At 71.3% G+C, this 20,297-nt stretch carries 15 protein-coding genes and 3 tRNA genes; 11 read left to right on the top strand and 7 right to left on the bottom strand.

Annotated elements, in window-relative coordinates; translation table 11 throughout:
- Window positions 1-51 precede the first annotated feature (51 nt).
- Window positions 52-477, bottom strand: a complete 426-nt coding sequence (locus ACYVMZ_RS03460) for a gamma-glutamylcyclotransferase family protein (protein WP_461075251.1) — start codon at window positions 475-477, stop codon at window positions 52-54.
- Between the two features lie 109 nt (window positions 478-586).
- Between ACYVMZ_RS03460 and ACYVMZ_RS03455 the strand changes: the two genes are divergently transcribed.
- Window positions 587-2,206 (top strand): M4 family metallopeptidase, encoded by a 1,620-nt coding sequence (locus ACYVMZ_RS03455; RefSeq protein ID WP_461075249.1) that lies wholly within the window; start codon window positions 587-589, stop codon window positions 2,204-2,206.
- A gap of 350 nt (window positions 2,207-2,556) precedes the next feature.
- Here ACYVMZ_RS03455 and ACYVMZ_RS03450 read toward each other — a convergent pair whose 3' ends face one another.
- Entirely contained in the window at window positions 2,557-4,713 is a 2,157-nt protein-coding gene (locus tag ACYVMZ_RS03450) for a molybdopterin oxidoreductase family protein (protein WP_461075247.1), read from the bottom strand.
- 124 nt (window positions 4,714-4,837) lie between these two features.
- Window positions 4,838-5,524, bottom strand: coding sequence for a SanA/YdcF family protein (locus ACYVMZ_RS03445; RefSeq protein WP_461075245.1), 687 nt, complete (start codon window positions 5,522-5,524; stop codon window positions 4,838-4,840).
- A 213-nt stretch (window positions 5,525-5,737) separates the two neighbouring features.
- Between ACYVMZ_RS03445 and ACYVMZ_RS03440 the strand changes: the two genes are divergently transcribed.
- From ACYVMZ_RS03440 to ACYVMZ_RS03420, 5 genes are all read left to right on the top strand, one after another.
- Entirely contained in the window at window positions 5,738-6,631 is an 894-nt protein-coding gene (locus ACYVMZ_RS03440; protein WP_461075243.1) for a sirohydrochlorin chelatase, read from the top strand.
- Window positions 6,632-6,840: 209 nt separating this feature from the next.
- A complete protein-coding gene (locus ACYVMZ_RS03435; RefSeq protein ID WP_461075241.1) occupies window positions 6,841-8,118 on the top strand; it encodes a deoxyguanosinetriphosphate triphosphohydrolase in 1,278 nt (425 codons plus the stop codon).
- A gap of 134 nt (window positions 8,119-8,252) precedes the next feature.
- Window positions 8,253-9,518, top strand: coding sequence for an NAD(P)/FAD-dependent oxidoreductase (locus ACYVMZ_RS03430; protein WP_461075239.1), 1,266 nt, complete (start codon window positions 8,253-8,255; stop codon window positions 9,516-9,518).
- A gap of 38 nt (window positions 9,519-9,556) precedes the next feature.
- Window positions 9,557-11,467: a DNA primase gene (dnaG, locus tag ACYVMZ_RS03425; RefSeq protein ID WP_461075237.1), complete on the top strand. Its 1,911-nt coding sequence runs from the start codon at window positions 9,557-9,559 to the stop codon at window positions 11,465-11,467.
- Window positions 11,468-11,615: 148 nt separating this feature from the next.
- Window positions 11,616-12,914: an RNA polymerase sigma factor gene (locus ACYVMZ_RS03420; protein WP_461075235.1), complete on the top strand. Its 1,299-nt coding sequence runs from the start codon at window positions 11,616-11,618 to the stop codon at window positions 12,912-12,914.
- 47 nt (window positions 12,915-12,961) lie between these two features.
- On the opposite strand, the gene ACYVMZ_RS03415 is transcribed toward ACYVMZ_RS03420, so the two are convergent.
- From ACYVMZ_RS03415 to ACYVMZ_RS03400, 4 genes are all read right to left on the bottom strand, one after another.
- Window positions 12,962-14,890, bottom strand: a complete 1,929-nt coding sequence (locus ACYVMZ_RS03415) for an ABC transporter ATP-binding protein (RefSeq protein ID WP_461075233.1) — start codon at window positions 14,888-14,890, stop codon at window positions 12,962-12,964.
- Complete coding sequence (locus tag ACYVMZ_RS03410) at window positions 14,890-16,623, bottom strand: ABC transporter ATP-binding protein (protein ID WP_461075231.1); 1,734 nt, start codon at window positions 16,621-16,623, stop codon at window positions 14,890-14,892. The genes ACYVMZ_RS03415 and ACYVMZ_RS03410 overlap by 1 nt, the downstream gene beginning before the upstream one ends.
- 146 nt (window positions 16,624-16,769) lie before the next feature.
- The gene (locus ACYVMZ_RS03405; protein ID WP_461075229.1) at window positions 16,770-18,221 is read right to left on the bottom strand and encodes a xylulokinase; all 1,452 of its coding nucleotides are present in this window, start codon (window positions 18,219-18,221) and stop codon (window positions 16,770-16,772) included.
- Window positions 18,222-18,327: 106 nt separating this feature from the next.
- On the bottom strand, window positions 18,328-18,633 hold the full coding sequence (locus tag ACYVMZ_RS03400) for a YtxH domain-containing protein (RefSeq protein WP_461075227.1): 306 nt from the start codon (window positions 18,631-18,633) through the stop codon (window positions 18,328-18,330).
- A gap of 158 nt (window positions 18,634-18,791) precedes the next feature.
- Between ACYVMZ_RS03400 and ACYVMZ_RS03395 the strand changes: the two genes are divergently transcribed.
- The 5 genes from ACYVMZ_RS03395 to ACYVMZ_RS03375 all read left to right on the top strand — a co-directional run bounded on the left by ACYVMZ_RS03395 (window position 18,792) and on the right by ACYVMZ_RS03375 (window position 20,179).
- Window positions 18,792-18,864: transfer RNA gene (locus ACYVMZ_RS03395), tRNA-Asn, on the top strand.
- A 5-nt stretch (window positions 18,865-18,869) separates the two neighbouring features.
- Window positions 18,870-18,942, top strand: a tRNA-Asn gene (locus ACYVMZ_RS03390).
- 189 nt (window positions 18,943-19,131) lie between these two features.
- A tRNA-Ile gene (locus tag ACYVMZ_RS03385) sits at window positions 19,132-19,208 on the top strand.
- Between the two features lie 333 nt (window positions 19,209-19,541).
- Window positions 19,542-19,775 carry a type II toxin-antitoxin system VapB family antitoxin gene (locus ACYVMZ_RS03380; RefSeq protein WP_031111806.1) on the top strand — a complete coding sequence of 78 codons (234 nt, stop codon included), beginning with the start codon at window positions 19,542-19,544 and terminating at the stop codon, window positions 19,773-19,775.
- Window positions 19,772-20,179: a PIN domain-containing protein gene (locus tag ACYVMZ_RS03375; protein WP_461075225.1), complete on the top strand. Its 408-nt coding sequence runs from the start codon at window positions 19,772-19,774 to the stop codon at window positions 20,177-20,179. Before ACYVMZ_RS03380 ends, ACYVMZ_RS03375 begins: the two co-directional genes overlap by 4 nt.
- The last annotated feature ends 118 nt before the right edge of the window (window positions 20,180-20,297 follow it).

Below are 20,297 nucleotides of genomic sequence, written 5' to 3'. Positions count from 1 at the left end.
CGGCCGTATCAGGAGGCTGCCTGCACCGGCCGTATCAGGAGGCTGCCTGCCTCACCGCCGCGCCCGCCAGTCCCCGCCCTCGATCGGCTTCCCCCGGGAGCGCAGCCGGGCGGCGACGGCGGGCGCGGCGATGTACACCCAGGCCCGCACGGGCGTGCCGTCGGCGTCACGGAGCACCTCCCGCTCGACGCGTTCGTAGAGGTTCCGCGGCGACGCCGGCGCGTACTCCTCCAGCCGGTCCAGCTCGGCCAGCAGCGCGCCGTACGCCTCCGGCAGGGCGGTGACCAGCTCCCCGCTCACCGTCCCGCCCGGCTCCTCGACGGCGTACGGGTAGCCGGGCCCGTCGTACAGCACCGCGCCCAGGAGCCGTCCCGGCTCCTCGGAGCGGGTGCGGCCGCGCAGGAAGAGGTCGTGGTTGACCTCGCCGGGGCGGAGGGTGCCGTAGACGAAGAAGGGCAGTTGGGAAGAGGGCCTCACAGAAACGATTCTCTCCCCTCACACACCTGCACGTATCCGCCCTGGTCATGGCATGTCCGCGCCACCTTGAATCTTGGTCACCCTCAGCGCGCCGAGTTCAAGGAGACCGATGAGCCGGATACGGCTGTACACCCTGGCCGCCACCACCACCGCCCTGCTCGCCACCGCACTCGCTCCCTCCTCCGGCGCGACCGACAGACCCGGCCGGTCCGAAGCGGTCGACAACGCGGCGTCGGTCCTCGCCGACCGGGCCACCGCCCTGGGCCTCACCGCGGCGCAGGAGACGACGGTCAGGGACGTCGTCGTCGACCGGGACGGCACCCACCATGTCCGCTACGACCGCACCTACCGCCGACTCCCCGTCCTCGGCGGCGACTTCGTACTCCACCTGGCCCCGGACGGCACGTACCGGGGCGCGAACCGCGCGACGCGGAGCCCGATCTCGCTCACCACCGTGACCCCGGAGCTGTCGGCGCGGAAGGCCGCCGACCTGGCCGCGAACGCGCTGCGGGCCGCGCACCCCGGCGAGCCGCTCAGAAGGCTGACGGCCAAGCCCCGGCTGGTCGTCGACGCCCTGCACGGCCCCCCGAGGCTGGCCTGGCGCACCGACGCGGTGGCCCAGGACTCGCTCGGCAACCCGGTCGCCCGCACGCTGCTGACGGACGCCGTGACCGGCGAGCGGATCGACGCCTGGGACAGCATCGAGACGGCGTCGGGCGACGGCAGGTCGCTCTACGGCGGCACGGTCCCGCTGGAGACGACACCGGCCGGATCGGCGTACCGGCTCAAGGACCCGACGCGCGGCGGCACCTACACGGGCGACGCGGCGAACCGGACGGACCTGTGCGTCCTGAGCGTCTGCGTGAACCGCGCCCCGGCGACGGTCTTCACGGACGCGGACAACCACTGGGGCACGGGCACGACCACCGACCGCGCCACGGTCGCCGTGGACGCGCAGTACGGCACCGACGTCACCTGGGACTACTTCAAGGACGTCCACGGCCGCCACGGCATCGCGGGCGACGGCAAGGGCTCCTACAGCCGCGTGCACTACGGCACGAACTACAACAACGCGTTCTGGGACGACAGTTGCTTCTGCATGACCTACGGCGACGGTGACGGCAAGCAGTTCGGGCCGCTGGTGTCGCTGGACGTGGCCGGCCACGAGATGTCCCACGGCGTGACGTCGAAGACGGCGGCCCTGACCTACTCGGGAGAGTCCGGCGGCCTGAACGAGGCGACGTCGGACATCTTCGGCACGCTGGTGGAGTTCCACGCGAACAACGCGCGGGACGCGGGCGACTACCTGATCGGCGAGAAGATCGTCCGCCCCGGCTTCGGCAAGGCCGCGCTGCGGTTCATGGACAAGCCGTCCAGGGACGGCAGGTCGGCGGACTGCTGGAGCCCGACGGTCGGCACCCTGGACGTCCACTACTCCTCGGGCGTCGCGAACCACTTCGCCTATCTGCTCGCCGAGGGCAGCGGCACGAAGACCCTGAACGGCGTCACCTACCACTCGCCCACGTGCGACGGCTCGACGGTCACCGGGATCGGCCGGGCCGCACTGGGCAGGATCTGGTACCGCGCCCTGACGGTCTACATGACGTCCTCGACGACCTACGCGGCGGCGCGGACGGCGACCCTGAACGCGGCGAAGGACCTGTACGGAGCGGGCAGCACGCAGTACCGCGCGGTGGCGGCGGCCTGGAGCGCGGTGAACGTGCGCTGACCCCCCGTGGTGACGGGGTCAGTCGCCGCCCGCCTCCCGCGCCACCTGCTCCAGCCGGTTGCGGTGCGGATCCGGTTCGATCATGCCGGGCAGTCCTGCACCCGCCACTGACAACGGCCCCGCGGAGCAACGAGCTCGGGCTGCGGGCGCGCCGGCGCGCGAGCCCGAGCAGCCCTCCCTCAGCCGGCGGCGATCGTCCGCGAGGCCGTCGCCCTGCTGGACGCCGACGGCGTCGAGGCGCTCGGCATGCGCGAGCGGCGCACGAGTGCACCCCCGCCCGCACGGGCCCGGCGGCTCTGACGGGTCCGTACGAACGGGGGTGCGGCTGTGGTGGTGGTCCTGCGCGGGGGCTACGGCTTCACCGCCTCCACCCGCACCGCGCACGCCTTGAACTCCGGCATGCGCGAGGTCGGGTCGAGCGCGGGGTTGGTGAGGGTGTTGGCGCGGCCCTCGCCCGGCCAGTGGAAGGGCATGAAGACGGTGTCCGGGCGAATGGCGGTGGTGATGCGGGCCGGGGCGACCGCCCGGCCCCGCCGGGACACGACGGCCACCGGATCGCCCTCGGCCGCGCCGAGCCGCGCCGCCAGCCGCGGGTGCAGTTCCACGAAGGGACCGGGCGCGGCGGCGTTCAGCTCGTCCACGCGCCGGGTCTGGGCGCCGGACTGGTACTGGGCCACGACCCGCCCGGTGGTCAGCAGGACGGGGTACTCGTCGTCCGGCTCCTCGGCGATCGCCCGGTGCGAGACGGTGACGAACCTGGCCCGCCCGTCCTCGGTGGCGAAACGGTCCAGGAAGAGGCGGGGCGAACCCGGATGGACGCCGACGGGCTCGTCGTCCTGGGCCGGATCGTCGGGCAGGACGTCCAGCGCGGCGTCCTCGGAGTCGTCCGAGGGCGCGGGCGCCGGACACGGCCAGAACACCCCGTTCTCCTCCGCGAGCCTGCGGTACGTGATCCCGGAGTAGTCCGCGGGCCCGCCCGCGCTCGCCCGGCGCAACTCCTCGAAGACCTCCTCGGGGTCGGTGGGGAAGCCCTTTTCCACCCCGAGCCGGGCGGCCAGCTCGTGCAGGACGTGCAGATCGCTGCGGACGCCCGCCGGGGGCGTGATCGCCTGACGGCGCAGCAGCACCCTGCCCTCCAGGTTGGTCGTCGTGCCGGTCTCCTCCGCCCACTGCGTGACCGGCAGGACGACATCCGCGAGGGCCGCCGTCTCCGACAGCACGACATCGCAGACCGCCAGGAAGTCCAGCGACCTGAACCGCTCCTCGATGTGCGCGGCCCGCGGCGCCGACACCACCGGGTTGGAGCCCATCAGCAGCAGCGACCTGATGTCCGTGCCCAGCGCGTCCAGCAGCTCGTACGCGCTGCGGCCCGGGCCCGGCAGGCTGTCCGGGTCCACGCCCCACACCTCGGCCACGTGCCGACGCGCCTGAGGGTCCGTCAGCTTGCGGTAGCCGGGCAACTGGTCGGCCTTCTGGCCGTGTTCGCGCCCGCCCTGCCCGTTGCCCTGCCCGGTCAGGCAGCCGTACCCGGACAGCGGGCGGCCCGCCCGGCCGGTCGCCAGGCAGAGGTTGATCCACGCGCCGACGGTGTCGGTGCCCTTGGACTGCTGCTCGGGGCCGCGCGCGGTGAGCACCATGGCGTGCTCCGGCTCGCAGAACATCCGTACGGTTTCCCGGAGTTGGGGAACGGACACCCCCGTGATCCGCTCCACGTACTCCGGCCAGTGCGCCATCGCCGCCGCCCGGGCGTCCTCCCAGCCGACCGTGCGCTCCTGGATGTACGCCTCGTCCGTCCTGCCCTCGGCGATCACCAGGTGCAGCAGGCCGAGCGCGAGGGCCAGGTCGGTGCCGGGGCGGGGCGCCAGGTGCAGGTCGGCCTGCTCGGCGGTCCTGGTGCGGCGCGGGTCGATGACGACCAGCGTGCCGCCGTTCTTCTTCAGCTCGGTCAGGAAACGCAGCGACGGAGGCATGGTCTCCGCCAGGTTCGACCCGACCAGGATCACGCACCCGGTCTTCGGGATGTCCTCCAGCGGGAACGGCAGCCCGCGGTCGAGACCGAACGCCTTCATACCCGCCGCAGCCGCCGACGACATGCAGAACCGGCCGTTGTAGTCGATCTGCGAGGTGCCCAGCACGATCCGCGCGAACTTCCCGAGCGAGTACGCCTTCTCGTTCGTCAGCCCGCCCCCGCCGAACACCCCGACCGCGTCCGGGCCGTGTTCCGCGCGCGTGCGCGACAGGCCCTCGGCGATCCGGTCCAGTGCCTCGTCCCAGGAGGCGGGCACCAGCGTGCCGTCCCCTGAACGCACCAGCGGGGAGGTGAGCCGCACCCCGGAGGAGAGCACCGCCGGCGCCGTACGGCCCTTGCCGCACAGCGCGCCCCGGTTCACCGGGAAGTCCACGCGCTCGCTCACCTCGACGGTCCCGTCGGCCGCGGGCGTCAGATTCATCCCGCACTGCAGGGCGCAGTACGGGCAGTGCGTGGGCGTCACGGAGGTCTGCTGCATGCCGTTCAGCGTGCTTCGGCCGTGTTACGTGCGCGACGGTTCCCTGTTACGCGGCCGGGACGGGGATCTCCCCGCCGCCGCTCGTCCGGCGTGAGGGACGCGGGCGCCTCGGCCACGCCCCCGATCACCCGGTGGCCTCCAGCGCCCGCTCCACCCCCGGTTCCTCGGGCCCGAGGAACCGGGGATCGGGCCGGAACACCGCGTCGAACGCGGCCTTGCCCGCCGCGAAGATCTCCCGGGCGCCCCCGTAGTACCAGGTGGCGTCGTGCCGGGCGTCGACGCCCACCCCGTACGACGCGACACCCGCCGCCTCGCACAGGGCCACCGCCCGCCGGATGTGGAAGCCCTGGCTGATGAGGACCGCCCGGTCCACCCCGAAGATCTTCTTCGCGCGGACGCAGGAGTCCCAGGTGTCGAAGCCGGCGTAGTCGCTGACGATCCGCCCGTCCGGGACGCCGTGCCGGGTCAGGTAGGCGCGCATCGCGTCCGGCTCGTCGTACTCCGCACGGCTGTTGTCGCCGGTGACGAGGACCACCTCGACACGGCCCTCCCGGTACAGCCGCGCCGCCGCGTCCAGCCGGTGCGCCAGGTACGGCGACGGCTCCCCGGCCCACAGCCCCGCACCGAAGACCACCGCCACATCGGTGCGCGGCACGTCGGCCGTCGTCCGCAGCCGGTCGCCCGTCACGACGTACAGCCAGGTCGCCGGCAGCAGCGCCAGCACACACACGGCCATCACGGCCTGCACCAGCCGCCGCTGCCCGGCACGCGTGCGTGGAACGTGCGGTCTGCTCAGTCTCGGGCGGCGCATCGGACAGGTCCCTCCCCGGTCGGCTCTCGACAGTCAGGGACGTCCCGCCGGGCCCTCCGGTTCGGCGCACGACATGTGACCAGCTTCACTCCCCGGAACGAAACCGCAGGTCACACCACCTCACACACCCCTGAAACCCCACCGTGAACCCCCGGAAAAAACCCGTCATTCCCGCGCAACGGGGCGGCAACGTCCCGCCGCCACCATCGGTTCATGACGGCGACGAGTAAGACGAGTGACACGAGCACGTCGGACGCTCCTCGCGACCACCTCGACAGTACGGCGTACCTCATGAACCGGATCAGCAGCCAGCTCGCCAGCCAGCTCAGCGTTGTCTCGCCGCTGGGCGGCCGACGCCGCCCGGGGCCGCCCGCCCTCGTCGTCGTCGCCCACGGCAGCCGCGACCCGCGCGCGCTGAGCACCGTGCGCGCGCTCCTCGACCAGGTCCGCGAGCTGCGCCCCGGCCTGCCCGTGCACCTCGGGCACATCGAGCTGAACGAGCCCCTGCTCCCCGACACCCTCGCCGCCCTCGCGGACACGGACGCCGTCCTCGTCCCGCTGCTGCTCAGCCGCGGCTACCACGTCAAGCAGGACATCCCCGAGATGGCCGCCGAGTCCCGGGCACGCACGCGCGTGGCCACCCCCCTCGGCCCGCACCCCCTCCTCGTGGACGCCCTGCACGCCCGCCTCGTCGAGGCCGGCTGGCCCGCCCGCACGGACGAGGACACGCGCCGCGTGAGCGGTGTCGTCCTCGCCGCCGCCGGCTCCCGCGACCCCGAGTCGAAGATCGACACCGGCCGTACGGCCCAGCTCCTCGCCGACCGTCTCGGCGTCCCCGTGGTCCCGGCCTACGCCTCCGCCGCGACCCCGACGGTCCAGACCGCCGTACGCACCCTGATCGCCCGAGGCCGCCACCGCATCGCCATCGCCTCGTACTTCACGGCCCCGGGCCGCTTCGCCACGGAGTGCGCCGAGGCGGCCCCCTGGATCGCCGCGGCCCCACTGGGCACCCACCCGGCGATGGCCCGCCTGGTACTGCACCGCTACGACCAGGCACTGGCGACCCCGCTGACGGTCACGAGCCTGGGGACGCTGGCTTCGGCCTGAGGGCAGGCGGTGGGGGCATGCCCTGAGTGGGAGCACGCCCTCGAGGGGCGCGGGGCTGTATCAAATGCGCGGCTCCGCCGCGTGGCGCGACCAGCCGCGGGCCACCCGCACCCGCCCGAGACCAGCCACGGGCCACCCGCACACGCCCGAACACAGACCCCGGCAGACGGTTGGGCGCACAGCAACCGCCCTGCCCTTACTGTCGACACATGGCAGGCACCCCGACACCCCCCACCGCCTACGACCCGACGTCAGTCGACCGCTGGGCCCCGGAACCCGACAAACGCCCCGGCCGCACCGCCTTCCAACGCGACCGCGCCCGCGTCCTGCACTCCGCCGCGCTCAGAAGACTCGCCGGTAAAACCCAAGTGGTGACGCCCGGCACCATGGGCCCGGCCTGGGACGCCAGCCCCCGCACCCGCCTCACCCACTCCCTCGAATGCGCCCAGGTCGGCCGGGAGCTGGGCGCAGCCCTCGGCTGCGACCCCGACCTGGTGGAAGCCGCCTGCCTCTCCCACGACCTCGGCCACCCCCCCTTCGGCCACAACGGCGAACAGGCCCTCAACGAGTTCGCGCAGGACTGCGGCGGTTTCGAGGGCAACGCCCAGTCGCTGAGGCTCCTCACCCGCATCGAGCCCAAGCGCTTCACCGCCGAAGGCTCCGTCGGCCTCAACCTCACCCGCGCCGTCCTGGACGCCGCCACCAAGTACCCCTGGCCGCGTGGCGCCCACCCGACCGACCCTGCCTCCCCGAAGTTCGGCGTGTACGAGGACGACCGTCCGGTCTTCGACTGGGTCCGCAAGGAGGCCCCCGGCACGCGCACGTGCTTCGAGGCGCAGGTCATGGACTGGTCCGACGACGTGGCCTACTCGGTGCACGACGTGGAGGACGGCCTGCACGCCGGTCACATCGACCCCGGCTGCCTGTACGCCGAACCGGAACGCCAGGCGGTGTTCCAGGTCGCCCTCGGACGGTACGTCCCCGCCGACACCGACCCGGCCGAACTCGCCGAGGCCCTCGACCGCCTCCTCGCCCAGGAGTGGTGGCCGCACGGCTACGACGGCACGGCCGTCGCCCAGGCCCGTCTGAAGGACGCCACCAGCCAGCTCATCGGCCGCTTCTGCATGGCCGCCGAGGGCGCCACGCGTGCGGAGTACGGCGGCGGGCGGCTCACCCGGTACACGGCCGAACTCGTCGTCCCGCGCGAGACCCGCATGGAGTGCGCGGTCCTCAAGGCGGTCGCCGACCTGTACGTCATGCAGCGCGCCGAGCAGGAGCGGCTGCGCGCCGACCAGCGGATCGTGGTGATGGAACTCGCCGAGGCGCTCACCGCCCGCGCCCCGGACGGCCTGGACCCGCAGTTCCGCGCCCTGTTCGACCGGGCCGGCGACGACCGAGCCCGCAAGCGGGTGATCGTCGACCAGATCGCCTCCCTCACCGACACCTCGGCCCGTTCGCTTCACGCCCGTCTGACGGGGCACGGATGAGACTGGTGAGACCCGTAGGACAGATGCGCGCCCGAATGTGACCCTCCGTGGCCTGATCGGGCCACTCCCTCTTCCCGCATCACGCTCCGTGCGGGACGCTCGCAAGTGGCGGCACCCTGACGAGGAGGCAACAAGTGGTCGACGCGGATCAGACATTCGTCATCGTCGGAGGCGGCCTGGCCGGCGCGAAGGCGGCCGAGACGCTCCGGGCGGAGGGCTTCACCGGCCGCGTGATACTGATCTGCGACGAGCGCGACCACCCCTACGAGCGTCCGCCGCTGTCCAAGGGCTACCTGCTCGGCAAGGAGGAACGCGACAGCGTCTTCGTGCACGAGCCCGCCTGGTACGCGCAGCACGACATCGAACTCCACCTCGGCCAGACCGTCGACGCGATCGACCGCGCCGCGAAGACGGTCCGCTTCGGCGAGGACGGCACCGTGGTCCGCTACGACAAGCTGCTGTTGGCGACCGGCTCCGAACCCCGCCGCCTGGACATCCCCGGCACCGGCCTCGCGGGCGTCCACCACCTGCGCCGGCTCGCCCACGCCGAACGCCTCAAGCAGGTCCTGACCACCCTCGGCCGCGACAACGGCCACCTGGTGATCGCCGGCGCCGGCTGGATCGGCCTGGAGGTCGCGGCGGCGGCCCGCGAGTACGGCGCGGAGGTCACCGTGGTCCACCGGGGACCGACCCCGCTGCACTCGGTCCTCGGCCCCGAACTCGGCCAGCTCTTCGCCGAGCTGCACCGCGAACACGGCGTCCGCTTCCACTTCGGCGCGCGGCTCACCGAGATCGTCGGGCAGGACGGCATGGTCCTCGCGGCCCGCACGGACGACGGCGAGGAGCACCCCGCGCACGCCGTCCTGGCCGCCATCGGCGCCGCGCCCCGCACCGCCCTGGCGGAGTCGGCGGGCCTGGAGATCGCCGGCCCCGCGTACGGCGGCGGTGTCGTCGTCGACGAGCGGCTGCGCACCTCCGACCCCGACATCTACGCGGCCGGCGACATCGTCTCCTTCCCGCACGCCCTCTTCGAGGCCCGCTTCCGGGTGGAGCACTGGGCCAACGCGCTGCACGGCGGCCCGGCGGCGGCCCGCGCCATGCTCGGCCACGAGGTGACATACGACCGCCTGCCCTATTTCTTCACCGACCAGTACGACCTCGGCATGGAGTACTCCGGCTCGGCGCCCCCGGGAACCTACGACCACGTGGTGATCCGCGGGGACGCCGGGAAGCGGGAGTTCATCGCGTTCTGGGTGAAGGAGGGACGTGTGCTGGCCGGGATGAACGTGAACGTGTGGGACGTCACAGACCCCATCCAGCAGCTGATCCGGTCGAGGGCACACGTGAACACGGAGGCACTGGCAGACCCGCACGTTCCGCTGGACAGCCTGGTTCCCTGACCGTCACCGCTGTCAGTCCGCCCCCGTAGAATTCACGCGTGGCAGGACGGATCAACGACGAGGACGTGAAGGCGGTACGGGACGCGGTCCCGATCGACGCCGTGGTGTCCGAGTACCTCCAGCTACGCAACGCGGGCGGCGGCAACCTCAAGGGCCTCTGTCCGTTCCACGACGAGAAGTCACCGTCCTTCCAGGTCAGCCCCAGCAAGGGTCTCTTCCACTGCTTCGGCTGCCAGGAGGGCGGCGACACCATCACGTTCGTGATGAAGATCGACCACCTCTCCTTCTCGGAGGCGGTCGAGCGCCTCGCCGCCCAGGCGGGCATCACCCTGCGCTACGAGGAGGGCGGGTACAACCCCGCCCACCAGCGCGGCGAACGCATCCGCCTGGTCGAGGCCCACAAGATCGCCGCCGAGTGGTACGCGGAGCAGCTCGCCACCAGCCCCGAGGCCGAGACCGGCCGTGTCTTCCTCGCCGAGCGCGGCTTCGACCAGGCCGCCGCCGTCCACTTCGGCGTCGGCTACAGCCCCCAGGGCTGGGACCACCTCACCCGCTATCTGCGCGGCAAGGGCTTCAGCGACAAGGAGCTGCTCCTCTCGGGCCTCGCCCAGGAGGGCCGCCGCGGCCCCATCGACCGCTTCCGGGGCCGCCTGATGTGGCCGATCCGCGACATCGGCGGCGACGTCGTCGGCTTCGGCGCCCGCAAGCTGTACGAGGCGGACAACGGCCCCAAGTACCTCAACACCCCCGACACGGCGATCTACCGGAAGTCCCAGGTCCTGTACGGCATCGACCTGGCGAAGAAGGAGATCGCGAAGACGTCCCGCGCGGTGGTGGTCGAGGGCTACACGGACGTCATGGCCTGCCACCTCGCCGGGGTGACCACGGCCATCGCCACCTGCGGCACGGCCTTCGGCGGCGACCACATCAAGATCCTGCGCCGCCTGCTGATGGACAACGGCTCGGCGCGCGTCATCTTCACCTTCGACGGGGACGCCGCCGGCCAGAAGGCGGCCCTGCGCGCCTTCGAGGACGACCAGAAGTTCGCCGCCGAGACGTACATCGCCATCGCCCCCGACGGCATGGACCCCTGCGAGCTGCGCCTGGCCAAGGGCGACGAGGCGGTCGCCGACCTGGTCGAACCGCGCACCCCCCTCTTCGAGTTCGCGCTCCGCCAGATCGTGAGCCGCTACGACCTCGACACCCCGGCCGGCCGGGCCGCCGCCCTCGACGAGGCCGCCCCGATCGTCGCCCGCATCAAGAACAGCGGCGCCCAGCACGAGGTCGCCGTCGAGCTCGCCGGCATGCTCGGCATCCTCGACACGCAGTTCGTGGTCAAGCGGGTGGCGCAGCTGGCCCGTTGGGCCCGCGACCGCGGCGGCAAGGGCCCCGCCCCGGCCCAGCACCGACACGGCTCCCAGCAGTACGCCGCCCCCGCCCAGGCAGCCGCCCGCGGCCCGGCGCTCAACCTGCGCAACCCCGTCTACGCCACCGAGCGCGAGCTGCTCAAACTCGCCCTGCAACGCCCGGAGTTGGTCTCTCCGGCCTTCGACGCGTACGGCGTCGACGAGTTCACCGCCCCGCCCTACGCGGCCGTACGCCAGGCCATCCTGGACGCGGGCGGCGCGGAGTACGGCGTGCAGGACCCGCAGGAGTACCTGGTCCGGGTCCGCGAGGCCGCCCCCGACGACGCGGTCCGCGCCATGGTCACCGAGCTCGCGGTCGAGGCGATCATGCTGCGCCGGGAGGTCGACGAGGCCTACGCGGGCGACCAGTTGGTCACCGTCCGCCGCCGTGCCGTCGAGCGCCGCGTCCGCGACATCCAGAGCCAGCTCACCCGCCTCGGCCCGAACGGCGACCCGGCCCAGCTGGCCGCCGTACAGAACGAGCTGTGGGTTCTCCAGCAGTACGACCAGGCGTTGCGGGAGCACGGCGCCGCCGCGCTCTGATCTCCCGAGGTTCGCCGTTCAACCTGTTTCACCCCCGGAGGGCTGCGCACTCGTCCGGCGAGGGTAATCGCCCGGTCACGGACCGGACGCAAAAAGTCATCGCACGCCCCTCGTGGCGGTGATGTGTCTTACCCCACACTGGGTTCCGGTGCCTGAGTCCTCGGAGCGCGGCCGATCCGTCCCCGACGGGTCCCAGACCCCCGCGGTTCCGCTCATCGCGTACGGGACGGACAGCGGCGAGGCCGCCGACTCCGCCCCCGAAGTACCGCTGCCGTACACCTCTGCAGCGATCATCCTGGAGGTCGCCCCCGTGCAGACCCAGACCCTCGTTCAGACAGACATCAGTACGGACGCCACGGAGCAGGACGCGGAGACCGACGTTCTCGTCGCGGTTCCCGCGCAGAGCCGTGTCGTGCACCACCCCGAGACGGAGCCCGTCGACCCGCCCGAGGCCGGCGAACCCGCGGCCGAGGCGCTGGAGGTCACCGAGCCCGCCGACCCCGTCGAGGCGCCGCCCGCCCGCGCCGAGACCGGCGGCCCCTCCTCGGACCTGTTCCGCCAGTACCTGCGCGAGATCGGCCGTATCCCGCTGCTCACCGCGGCGGAGGAGGTCGAACTCGCCCGCCGCGTCGAGGCCGGCCTGTTCGCCGAGGAGAAGCTCCTCAACACCCCCGACCTGGACAGCGAACTCGCCCTCGACCTGGACCGGCTCGTCGTCATGGGCCGGATGGCCAAGCGCCGCCTGATCGAGGCGAACCTGCGGCTGGTGGTGTCCGTGGCGAAGCGGTACGTCGGCCGCGGGCTGACCATGCTCGACCTCGTCCAGGAGGGCAACCTCGGCCTCATCCGGGCCGTGGAGAAGTTCGACTACGCCCGCGGCTACAAGTTCTCGACGTACGCGACCTGGTGGATCCGCCAGGCCATGTCCCGCGCCCTGGCCGACCAGGCCCGCACCATCCGCGTCCCCGTGCACGTCGTCGAACTCATCAACCGCGTCGTCCGCGTCCAGCGCCGCATGCTGCAGGAACGCGGACACGAGCCGACGTCCGAGGAGGTCGCCGCCCATCTGGACCTGCCGCCGGAACGGGTCAGCGAGGTCCTGCGGCTGGCCCAGGAGCCGGTGTCGCTGCACGCCCCGGTGGGCGAGGAGGACGACGTCGCCCTCGGCGACCTGATCGAGGACGGCGACGCGGCGAGCCCGGTCGAGTCGGCCGCGTTCCTCCTGCTCAAGGAGCACCTGGAGGCGGTCCTGTCGACGCTGGGGGAGCGGGAGCGCAAGGTGGTCCAGCTCCGCTACGGCCTGGTGGACGGCCGCCCCCGCACGCTGGAGGAGATCGGCCGCATCTTCGGCGTCACCCGCGAACGCATACGGCAGATCGAGTCGAAGACCCTGAACAAGCTGAGGGACCACGCGTTCGCCGACCAGTTGCGCGGCTACCTGGACTGACGGCTGCCCGGACGGAAGGGGGCCGCCGGCCGGCGGCCCCCGCAGACCTAGTCGACCTCCGCGACCGCCTGCGCGAACTGCGCCTTGTACAGCCGCGCGTACGCCCCGTCGGCCGCCAGCAGCTCCTCGTGCGCGCCCTGTTCGACGATCGCCCCGTTCTCCATCACCAGGATCGTGTCCGCGTCCCGGATCGTCGACAGCCGGTGCGCGATGACGAACGCCGTACGCCCGTGCGCGAGTTTGGCCATCGCCTTCTGGATCAGCACCTCGGTGCGGGTGTCGACGGAGCTCGTCGCCTCGTCCAGCACCAGGATCACCGGGTCGGACAGGAACGCCCGCGCGATGGTGATGAGCTGCTTCTCACCCGCGCTGACCCCCGTGCCCTCGTCGTCGATCACCGTGTCGTACCCGTCGGGCAGCGTCCGGATGAACCGGTCCGCGTGCGCGGCCCGCGCCGCCTCCTCGATCTCCCCGCGGGTGACCTCCCGCGCGGCCCCGTACGCGATGTTCTCGGCGATCGTGCCGCCGAACAGCCAGGTGTCCTGCAACACCATGCCGATTCCGGCGCGCAGTTCGTCGCGGGACATGCGCGCGATGTCGACACCGTCGAGGGTGGTGCGCCCGCCGGTGACCTCGTAGAACCGCATGAGCAGATTGACGAGGGTCGTCTTGCCCGCGCCCGTCGGCCCGACGATCGCGACCGTCTGGCCCGGCTCCACCGTCAGCGACAGGTCCTCGATGAGCGGCTTGTCGGGGTCGTACCGGAACGACACGTGCTCCAGCGCCACCCGCCCGCGCAACTGCTCCGGCCGCACCCCCGGCACGGGATCCGCCTCCTGCTCCTCCGCGTCCAGCAGCTCGAAGACCCGCTCGGCCGAGGCGACCCCGGACTGCACGAGGTTCGCCATCGACGCCACCTGCGTCAGCGGCATCGAGAACTGCCGCGAGTACTGGATGAAGGCCTGCACGTCACCGATGGACAGGGAACCGGACGCGACCCGCAGACCGCCCACGACCGCCACCAGCACATAGTTGATGTTCGACACGAAGAACATCAGCGGCTGCATGACGCCGCTGTTGAACTGCGCCTTGAACCCGGCCTCGTACAGCGCGTCGTTCTCCTCGGCGAACTGACGGGCCGACTCCTCCTGCCGCCCGAACACCTTCACCAGCGCGTGCCCGGTGTACATCTCCTCGATGTGCGCGTTGAGCTTGCCGGTCGTCCGCCACTGCTGCACGAAGTGCGGCTGCGACAGCTTGCCGACGCGTGTGGCGACGACGAACGACAGCGGCACGGTCACCAGCGCCACCAGCGCCAGGATCCAGGAGACGTAGAACATCATGGCGAGCACGCCGATGATGGTCAGCACCGAGTTGATGAGCTGGCCCATCGACTGCTGGAGCGTCTGCCCGATGTTGTCGATGTCGTTGGTCGCGCGCGAGAGGACCTCACCGCGCTGCCGCTTGTCGAAGTACGACAGCGGCAGCCGCGACAGCTTCGTCTGCACGTCCTCGCGCATCCGGTACATGGTCCGGTTCACGGCCCGGTTCACCAGGCGTGTGGCCACCGCCATCAGCAGCCCGGCGACCGCGAACACGGCGAGCGCCAGCAGCAGGACGTTCCCGACGGCGGTGAAGTCGATGCCCTTGCCGGGCGTGAAGTCCGTACCGCGGAGCATGTCGGCGACATCACCCTCGCCGCGCTGCCGCATGGAGTCCAGGACCTGTTCCTTGCTCGCCCCGTCCGGCATCTCCCGCCCGACGAGCCCCGCGAAGACCAGGTCGGTGGCCCGGCCGAGGATCTTCGGCCCGACGACGTTGAGCGCGACGCTCAGGACCACGCAGAACAGCAGCCCGTAGATGGTCAGCCGCTCCGGCCGGAACCGGGCGACCAGTCGTTTGCCCGACCCCTTGAAGTCCATCGAGCGCTGATCGGGGCCGCCCCCGGCCATCATCCGCCCCATCGGCCCGGCCATCAGGCGGCCTCCGCTTCCGTCAGCTGGGAGAGCACGATCTCCCGGTAGGTCTCGTTGTCCGCCATCAGCTCGTGGTGCCGGCCGGTGCCGACGACCCGGCCCTCGTCCAGGACCACGATCCGGTCGGCGTCCCGGATGGTCGCCACCCGCTGGGCGACGATCACGACGGTCGCCTCGGCGGTCTCCCGCGACAGGGCGGCACGCAGGGCCGCGTCCGTGGCGTAGTCGAGCGCGGAGAAGGAGTCGTCGAAGAGGTAGATCTCCGGCCGCTGCACCAGCGTGCGGGCGATGGCCAGCCGCTGCCGCTGACCACCGGAGACGTTCGTCCCGCCCTGCGCGATCGGCGCGTCGAGCCCGCCTTCGAGCCGCGACACGAACTCCTTGGCCTGCGCCACCTCCAGCGCGTGCCACAGCTCCTCGTCGGTCGCGCCCGGATTGCCGTACCGCAGATTGGTCGCCACCGTCCCCGCGAACAGATACGGCTTCTGCGGCACCAGCCCGACCGTCCTCGCCAGCAGCCGCGGGTCGATGGTCCGTACGTCCACCCCGTCGACGAGCACCTCCCCGTCGGTCGCGTCGAACAGCCGGGGGACCAGCCCCAGCAGCGTGGACTTGCCGCTGCCCGTCGAGCCGATCACGGCGGTCGTCTCACCGGGCCGGGCCACGAGATCGATGGCCTTCAGCACCGGCTCCTCGGCACCCGGGTAACGGAATCCGGCGCCACGGATCTCCAGATGCCCGTGCCGGCGCAGCTCGCGCACGGGGGCCGTCGGCGGAACCACGCTCGACGACGTGTCCAGCACCTCCTGGATGCGCTCGGCGCACACCTCCGCGCGCGGCACCATCATGAACATGAAGGTGGCCATCATCACGGACATGACGATCTGCATGAGATAGGCGAGAAAGGCCGTCAGGTCGCCGATCTGCATCCCGCCGCTGTCGATGCGGTGCGCACCGAACCACACCACCGCGATCGACGACAGGTTCACCACCGTCATGACCACCGGGAACATCAGCGCGAGCAGATTCCCGGTGCCCATCGCCACGTCGGTCAGGTCGGCGTTGGCCTTCCGGAACCGCTGCTGCTCGTACTCCTCCCGGACGAAGGCGCGGATGACCCGGTTGCCGGTGATCTGCTCCCGCAGCACCCGGTTCACCGTGTCCAGCCGCTCCTGCATGGTCCGGAACAGCGGCCGCAGCCGCCGCACGATCAGCGTCACGCAGATGCCCAGCACCGGCACCACCGCGACCAGCACCCCGGACAGCGGCACGTCCAGGCCGAGCGCCATCACGATCCCGCCCACGCACATGATGGGCGCCGACACCATCAGCGTGAACGTCATCAGGGCCAGCATCTGCACCTGCTGGACGTCGTTCGTCGTACGGGTGATCAGCGAGGGCGCGCCGAAGTGACCGACCTCACGCGCGGAGAACGACTGCACCCGGTCGAACACGGCGGCCCGCACGTCCCGGCCCAGCGCCGAGGCGGTCTTGGCGCCGTAGTACACGGCACCGATGTTGCACACCACCTGCGCCAGCGAGACGCCGATCATCAGGGCGCCGAAGGCGAGGATGTAACCGGTGTCACCCTCGACGACACCCTTGTCGATGATGTCCGCGTTCAGCGTGGGCAGGTAGAGCGTGGCGCAGGTCTGCACGAACTGCAGCAGCACGAGCAGGGCGATGGGTTTTCGGTAGGGCCTGAGGTGGGTCCGCAGGAGTCGTATGAGCACGCTGCTTCTCTCGGAGTCGGTGGGGTCGGCGAGGGTCGGAGAGGGGGCGACTGGTTGCCCTTGGCCCCTATCGTCGAACACTCCACCGGTGTTACCTCAACCGATTAAGCCGACAGCGGTGCTTCTACGGCCTTCCGGGTACGGCGTTATACCCGAAACGCCCCTGGATGGGTCTGCTCCCGCACCGACACGAACTGCTGCCGCACCGCCTGACCCACCGCCAGATCCTCGCCCGGCTCCAGCACCTGCGCCGCCGCACCCTGCCAGGCCGGCGGGTTGCGCGGGTCCAGCGTCCCCTGCGACACCCCGAGCGCCCAGGCCGCCTGCCGGGCCGCACCGATCGCCGCGTAGTCCGCGGGCTGCGGCACGACGACCTGCGTCCCGAACAGCGAGGGCGCCGCCGCCTGCACGGCGGGCAGCTCGGCGGCCGGCCCCAGCAGGAAGATCCGCCGCACCTCCACACCCCGGCCGCGCAGCACGTCGAGCGCGTCCGCGAGGCCGCACAGCATGCCCTCGAACGCGGCCCGCGCCAGATGCTCCGGCTTCATCGACTCACGCCGCAGCCCCGCCAGGGTCCCCGCCGTATGCGGCAGATGCGGGGTCCGCTCACCCTCCAGATAGGGCAGCAGCACCAGCCCGTGCGCCCCCGGCGTCGACTTCATCGCCAGATCCGACAGGCTCTCCAGATCCGGCAGCCCGAGCAGCTCGGCGGCCCCGCGCAGCGTCCGTACCGCGTTCAGGGTGGTCACGACCGGCAGGTGCATGCCCGTCGCGTCGGCGAGCGCGGTGATCATCCCGGACCCGTCGACCAGCGCCTCGGGGTGTACGGCCATCACGGACCCGGACGCGCCCAGCGACACCACCGCGTCGCCCAGCCCGATGCCCAGCCCGAACGCCGCCGCCATCGTCTCCCCGGTCCCGGCGGAGATCAGCAGCCCCTCCGGCGTCGTCCCGGCCGCGTCCGCGGGGCCGATCACCTCCGGCACCATGGCCGGGTGCCCGAGCGCCAGCTCGACCAGGTCGGACCGGTAGGCGCCGGTCGCCGCCGACCAGTACCCGGTGCCCGACGCCCCGCCGCGATCCGTCGTCCTCCTGACCGGCCGCCCGAGCAACTGCCACACCAGCCAGTCGTGCGCCTGCATCAGGACGGCCGTACGCCGGGCGTTGTCCGGCTCGGTCCTGGCCAGCCAGCGCAGCTTGGTCACCGGCTGGGCGACCTGCGGCACACACCCCACCGCCTGCGCCCACGCCTCACGCCCGCCCAGCGCGTCGATCAGATCGGCCGCCGCGACCTGGGTGCGCTTGTCGCCGCCGACCATCGCCGGCCGCACGGTGCCCCCCTGCGCGTCCAGCGGCACGACCGCGTTCTGCTGCGCGGACACGCCGATCGCCTGCACCCCCTCCAGCAGCCCGCCGCCGGCGGCTTCACCGAGGGACAGCAACCAGGCCTGCGGATCGACGTCGGAGGGCCGGCCTCCGTCGGGGCTCTCCACCGGATGCGGCGCATACCCCTGCCTCAGCACGGCCCCCGTGTCCGTGTCGCAGACGACGATGCGAGTGAAATCGGGCGAACTGTCCAACCCGGCGACTATCCCCATGGTCAAAATTCTGCCGCACCTCCAGGGGTGAGCGCGCCGCGCGCGAACGCACCGAGGCCCCGGGACCACGGTCCCAGGGCCCTCGATACCGGAATGTCGACGGCGTCTAGGTGTTGCTGGTGCCCCAGTCGTCCTCACCGCCGCCGTGCGCGGCGCGTTCCCGCAGGGTCCGCACCCGCTGGGCCACCGAGTCGGGCACCCGGTCCCCGACCTTGTCGCTGACCACGTGGTACGCCTTGCCCGCGAACTCGCGGCCCTGCTGCGCCGCTGTCTCCGCGGTGTTGCGGACGGCTGGGTTCTGCGCGATCTGCCGGGCTGACTTCATCAGCTGCTCGTAGCGCTCGCGCCCGGCGCGTGTGCCCAGCACGTAACCCAGAGCGAGTCCGGCGACGAACGTGAGCCGGTAACGCATGGCGGCCACCCTTCCCTTGCGTAGGTCTCCGGTACGGCGTCGGCGCCGGGGAGTACCGATTGGCGGAGCACCCCCCTGCTTGCGCTAATGTATGTGTCGCAGCGAGCGCGCGCCCCCTGGCGAATACCCAGGTAGGTGCGTTCGATGCAACGAGGCATTCCTCCGTAGCTCAATTGGCAGAGCAGCCGGCTGTTAACCGGCAGGTTACTGGTTCGAGTCCAGTCGGGGGAGCTCGGTCCTCCGTAGCTCAATTGGCAGAGCAGCCGGCTGTTAACCGGCAGGTTACTGGTTCGAGTCCAGTCGGGGGAGCATGCTGAACGAGGACCCCGCAGGGGTCCTTTTTCATGTCCGTCCCCGTGTCCCGGGAACCGCGCGCGGCGCAGCGCAGTCCTCATGGCCACGAAGGCCGTGGCAGAGCCGACCATCCGAAGCAGGAGATCGTATGAGCGGCTATGCTGCGGCAGACGGCGCGCACACATGTACGCGACACGCCGCTATGGGGCGGTAGCTCAGCCGGTTAGAGCAGCGGACTCATAATCCGTCGGCCGTGGGTTCGAGTCCCACCCGCCCCACCACTCGCTATGCGAGAAGAATCGATCTGACCAGCAACTATGCGAGATGGGCACCGAGCTGAAGGACGCTCGTAGAGCTTCTCGATACGTGTTTTCATGATCGGCAGGACAGATTCGAAACGCCGATTACGGTCAAGTCGGTCATAGGTCCCATGGGGTGATTCGTGTCGGGGTGCAGCAGGCCCCGCTGATCCGTCCTGCGTCGGGAAGCAGTCCGAACGGAAACGCCTCGGCATCCTGCGCGCCTCCCTTGAGCGGTCTTTTGTGATCGGTGGTCGTATGCATGTTGGCGATGTATCTTGGATGCATACATTGCGTATGTTGGAGGTGTCCCCGGTGTCCGTCACTCAGATTGATCTCGATGACGAGGCGCTGGCCGAGGCCATGCGGCTCATGGGTGCCACGACGAAGAAGGAGACCGTCAACGCGGCGCTTCGGGACTACGTGGCGCGGATCAAGAGGCTCGAGGCCGCGGAGAAGCTGGCCGCGCGAGGTGAGCGCGGCGAGTTCGAGCAGGCCGCAGCGGCGCATGAAGCCGAGAAGCGTGCGCGGCGCGAGGCCTTCGAGTGATCACGTATCTGGTGGACGCCTCGGCTCTGTGGCATCTGTTCCGTACCCCAGGTGCGCTGCGCCCCTGGGAGGGACACATCGCCGCCGGGGTGTTCCACCTCTGCGAGCCGACACGTGCCGAATTCCTCTACTCGGCGACCAGCCCGTCTCATCGAGATGAGATGGCCGAGGAACTGGACGCGCTCTGTCTGCTCTCCCCGGTTCCGAAGAACGCCTGGCGGTGGGTCGACACCGCCCAGTACAAACTGACCCAGAGGGGCCAGCATCGGGCGGCGGGAGCGATCGACCTGTTGGTGTGTGCGACAGCTGTACACCATGGGCACACCGTCCTCCACGTGGACAATGACTTCGCGACGGTGGCCGGAGTCCTCAAGGAAGTGCAGCAGCGAGACGCACGAGCCTGATCTCCGGAGGCAGGATCACGTCTGTCGGCCTCTGACCTCGGGCTGGCCGGCAGCCTGCTGGGTGCCTGGGCCGGAGCGTCCTGGGCGGTACGCATGCGCTCCGCCACCCTCTATAACG

It is taken from the genome of Streptomyces deserti (assembly GCF_054782695.1).
Note: the sequence above shows the minus strand (reverse complement) of the source record. Positions and strands in the feature narration are given on the sequence as shown.

Bases quoted from the DNA above. Each gene is read 5' to 3' on its own strand.
- ACYVMZ_RS03455 (WP_461075249.1), top strand. From the start codon at position 587: ATGAGCCGGATACGGCTGTACACCCTGGCCGCCACCACCACCGCCCTG.
- ACYVMZ_RS03450 (WP_461075247.1), bottom strand. From the start codon at position 4,713: ATGCAGCAGACCTCCGTGACGCCCACGCACTGCCCGTACTGCGCCCTG.
- ACYVMZ_RS03445 (WP_461075245.1), bottom strand. From the start codon at position 5,524: ATGCGCCGCCCGAGACTGAGCAGACCGCACGTTCCACGCACGCGTGCC.
- ACYVMZ_RS03440 (WP_461075243.1), top strand. From the start codon at position 5,738: ATGACGGCGACGAGTAAGACGAGTGACACGAGCACGTCGGACGCTCCT.
- ACYVMZ_RS03435 (WP_461075241.1), top strand. From the start codon at position 6,841: ATGGCAGGCACCCCGACACCCCCCACCGCCTACGACCCGACGTCAGTC.
- ACYVMZ_RS03415 (WP_461075233.1), bottom strand. From the start codon at position 14,890: ATGGCCGGGCCGATGGGGCGGATGATGGCCGGGGGCGGCCCCGATCAG.
- ACYVMZ_RS03405 (WP_461075229.1), bottom strand. From the start codon at position 18,221: ATGGGGATAGTCGCCGGGTTGGACAGTTCGCCCGATTTCACTCGCATC.
- ACYVMZ_RS03400 (WP_461075227.1), bottom strand. From the start codon at position 18,633: ATGCGTTACCGGCTCACGTTCGTCGCCGGACTCGCTCTGGGTTACGTG.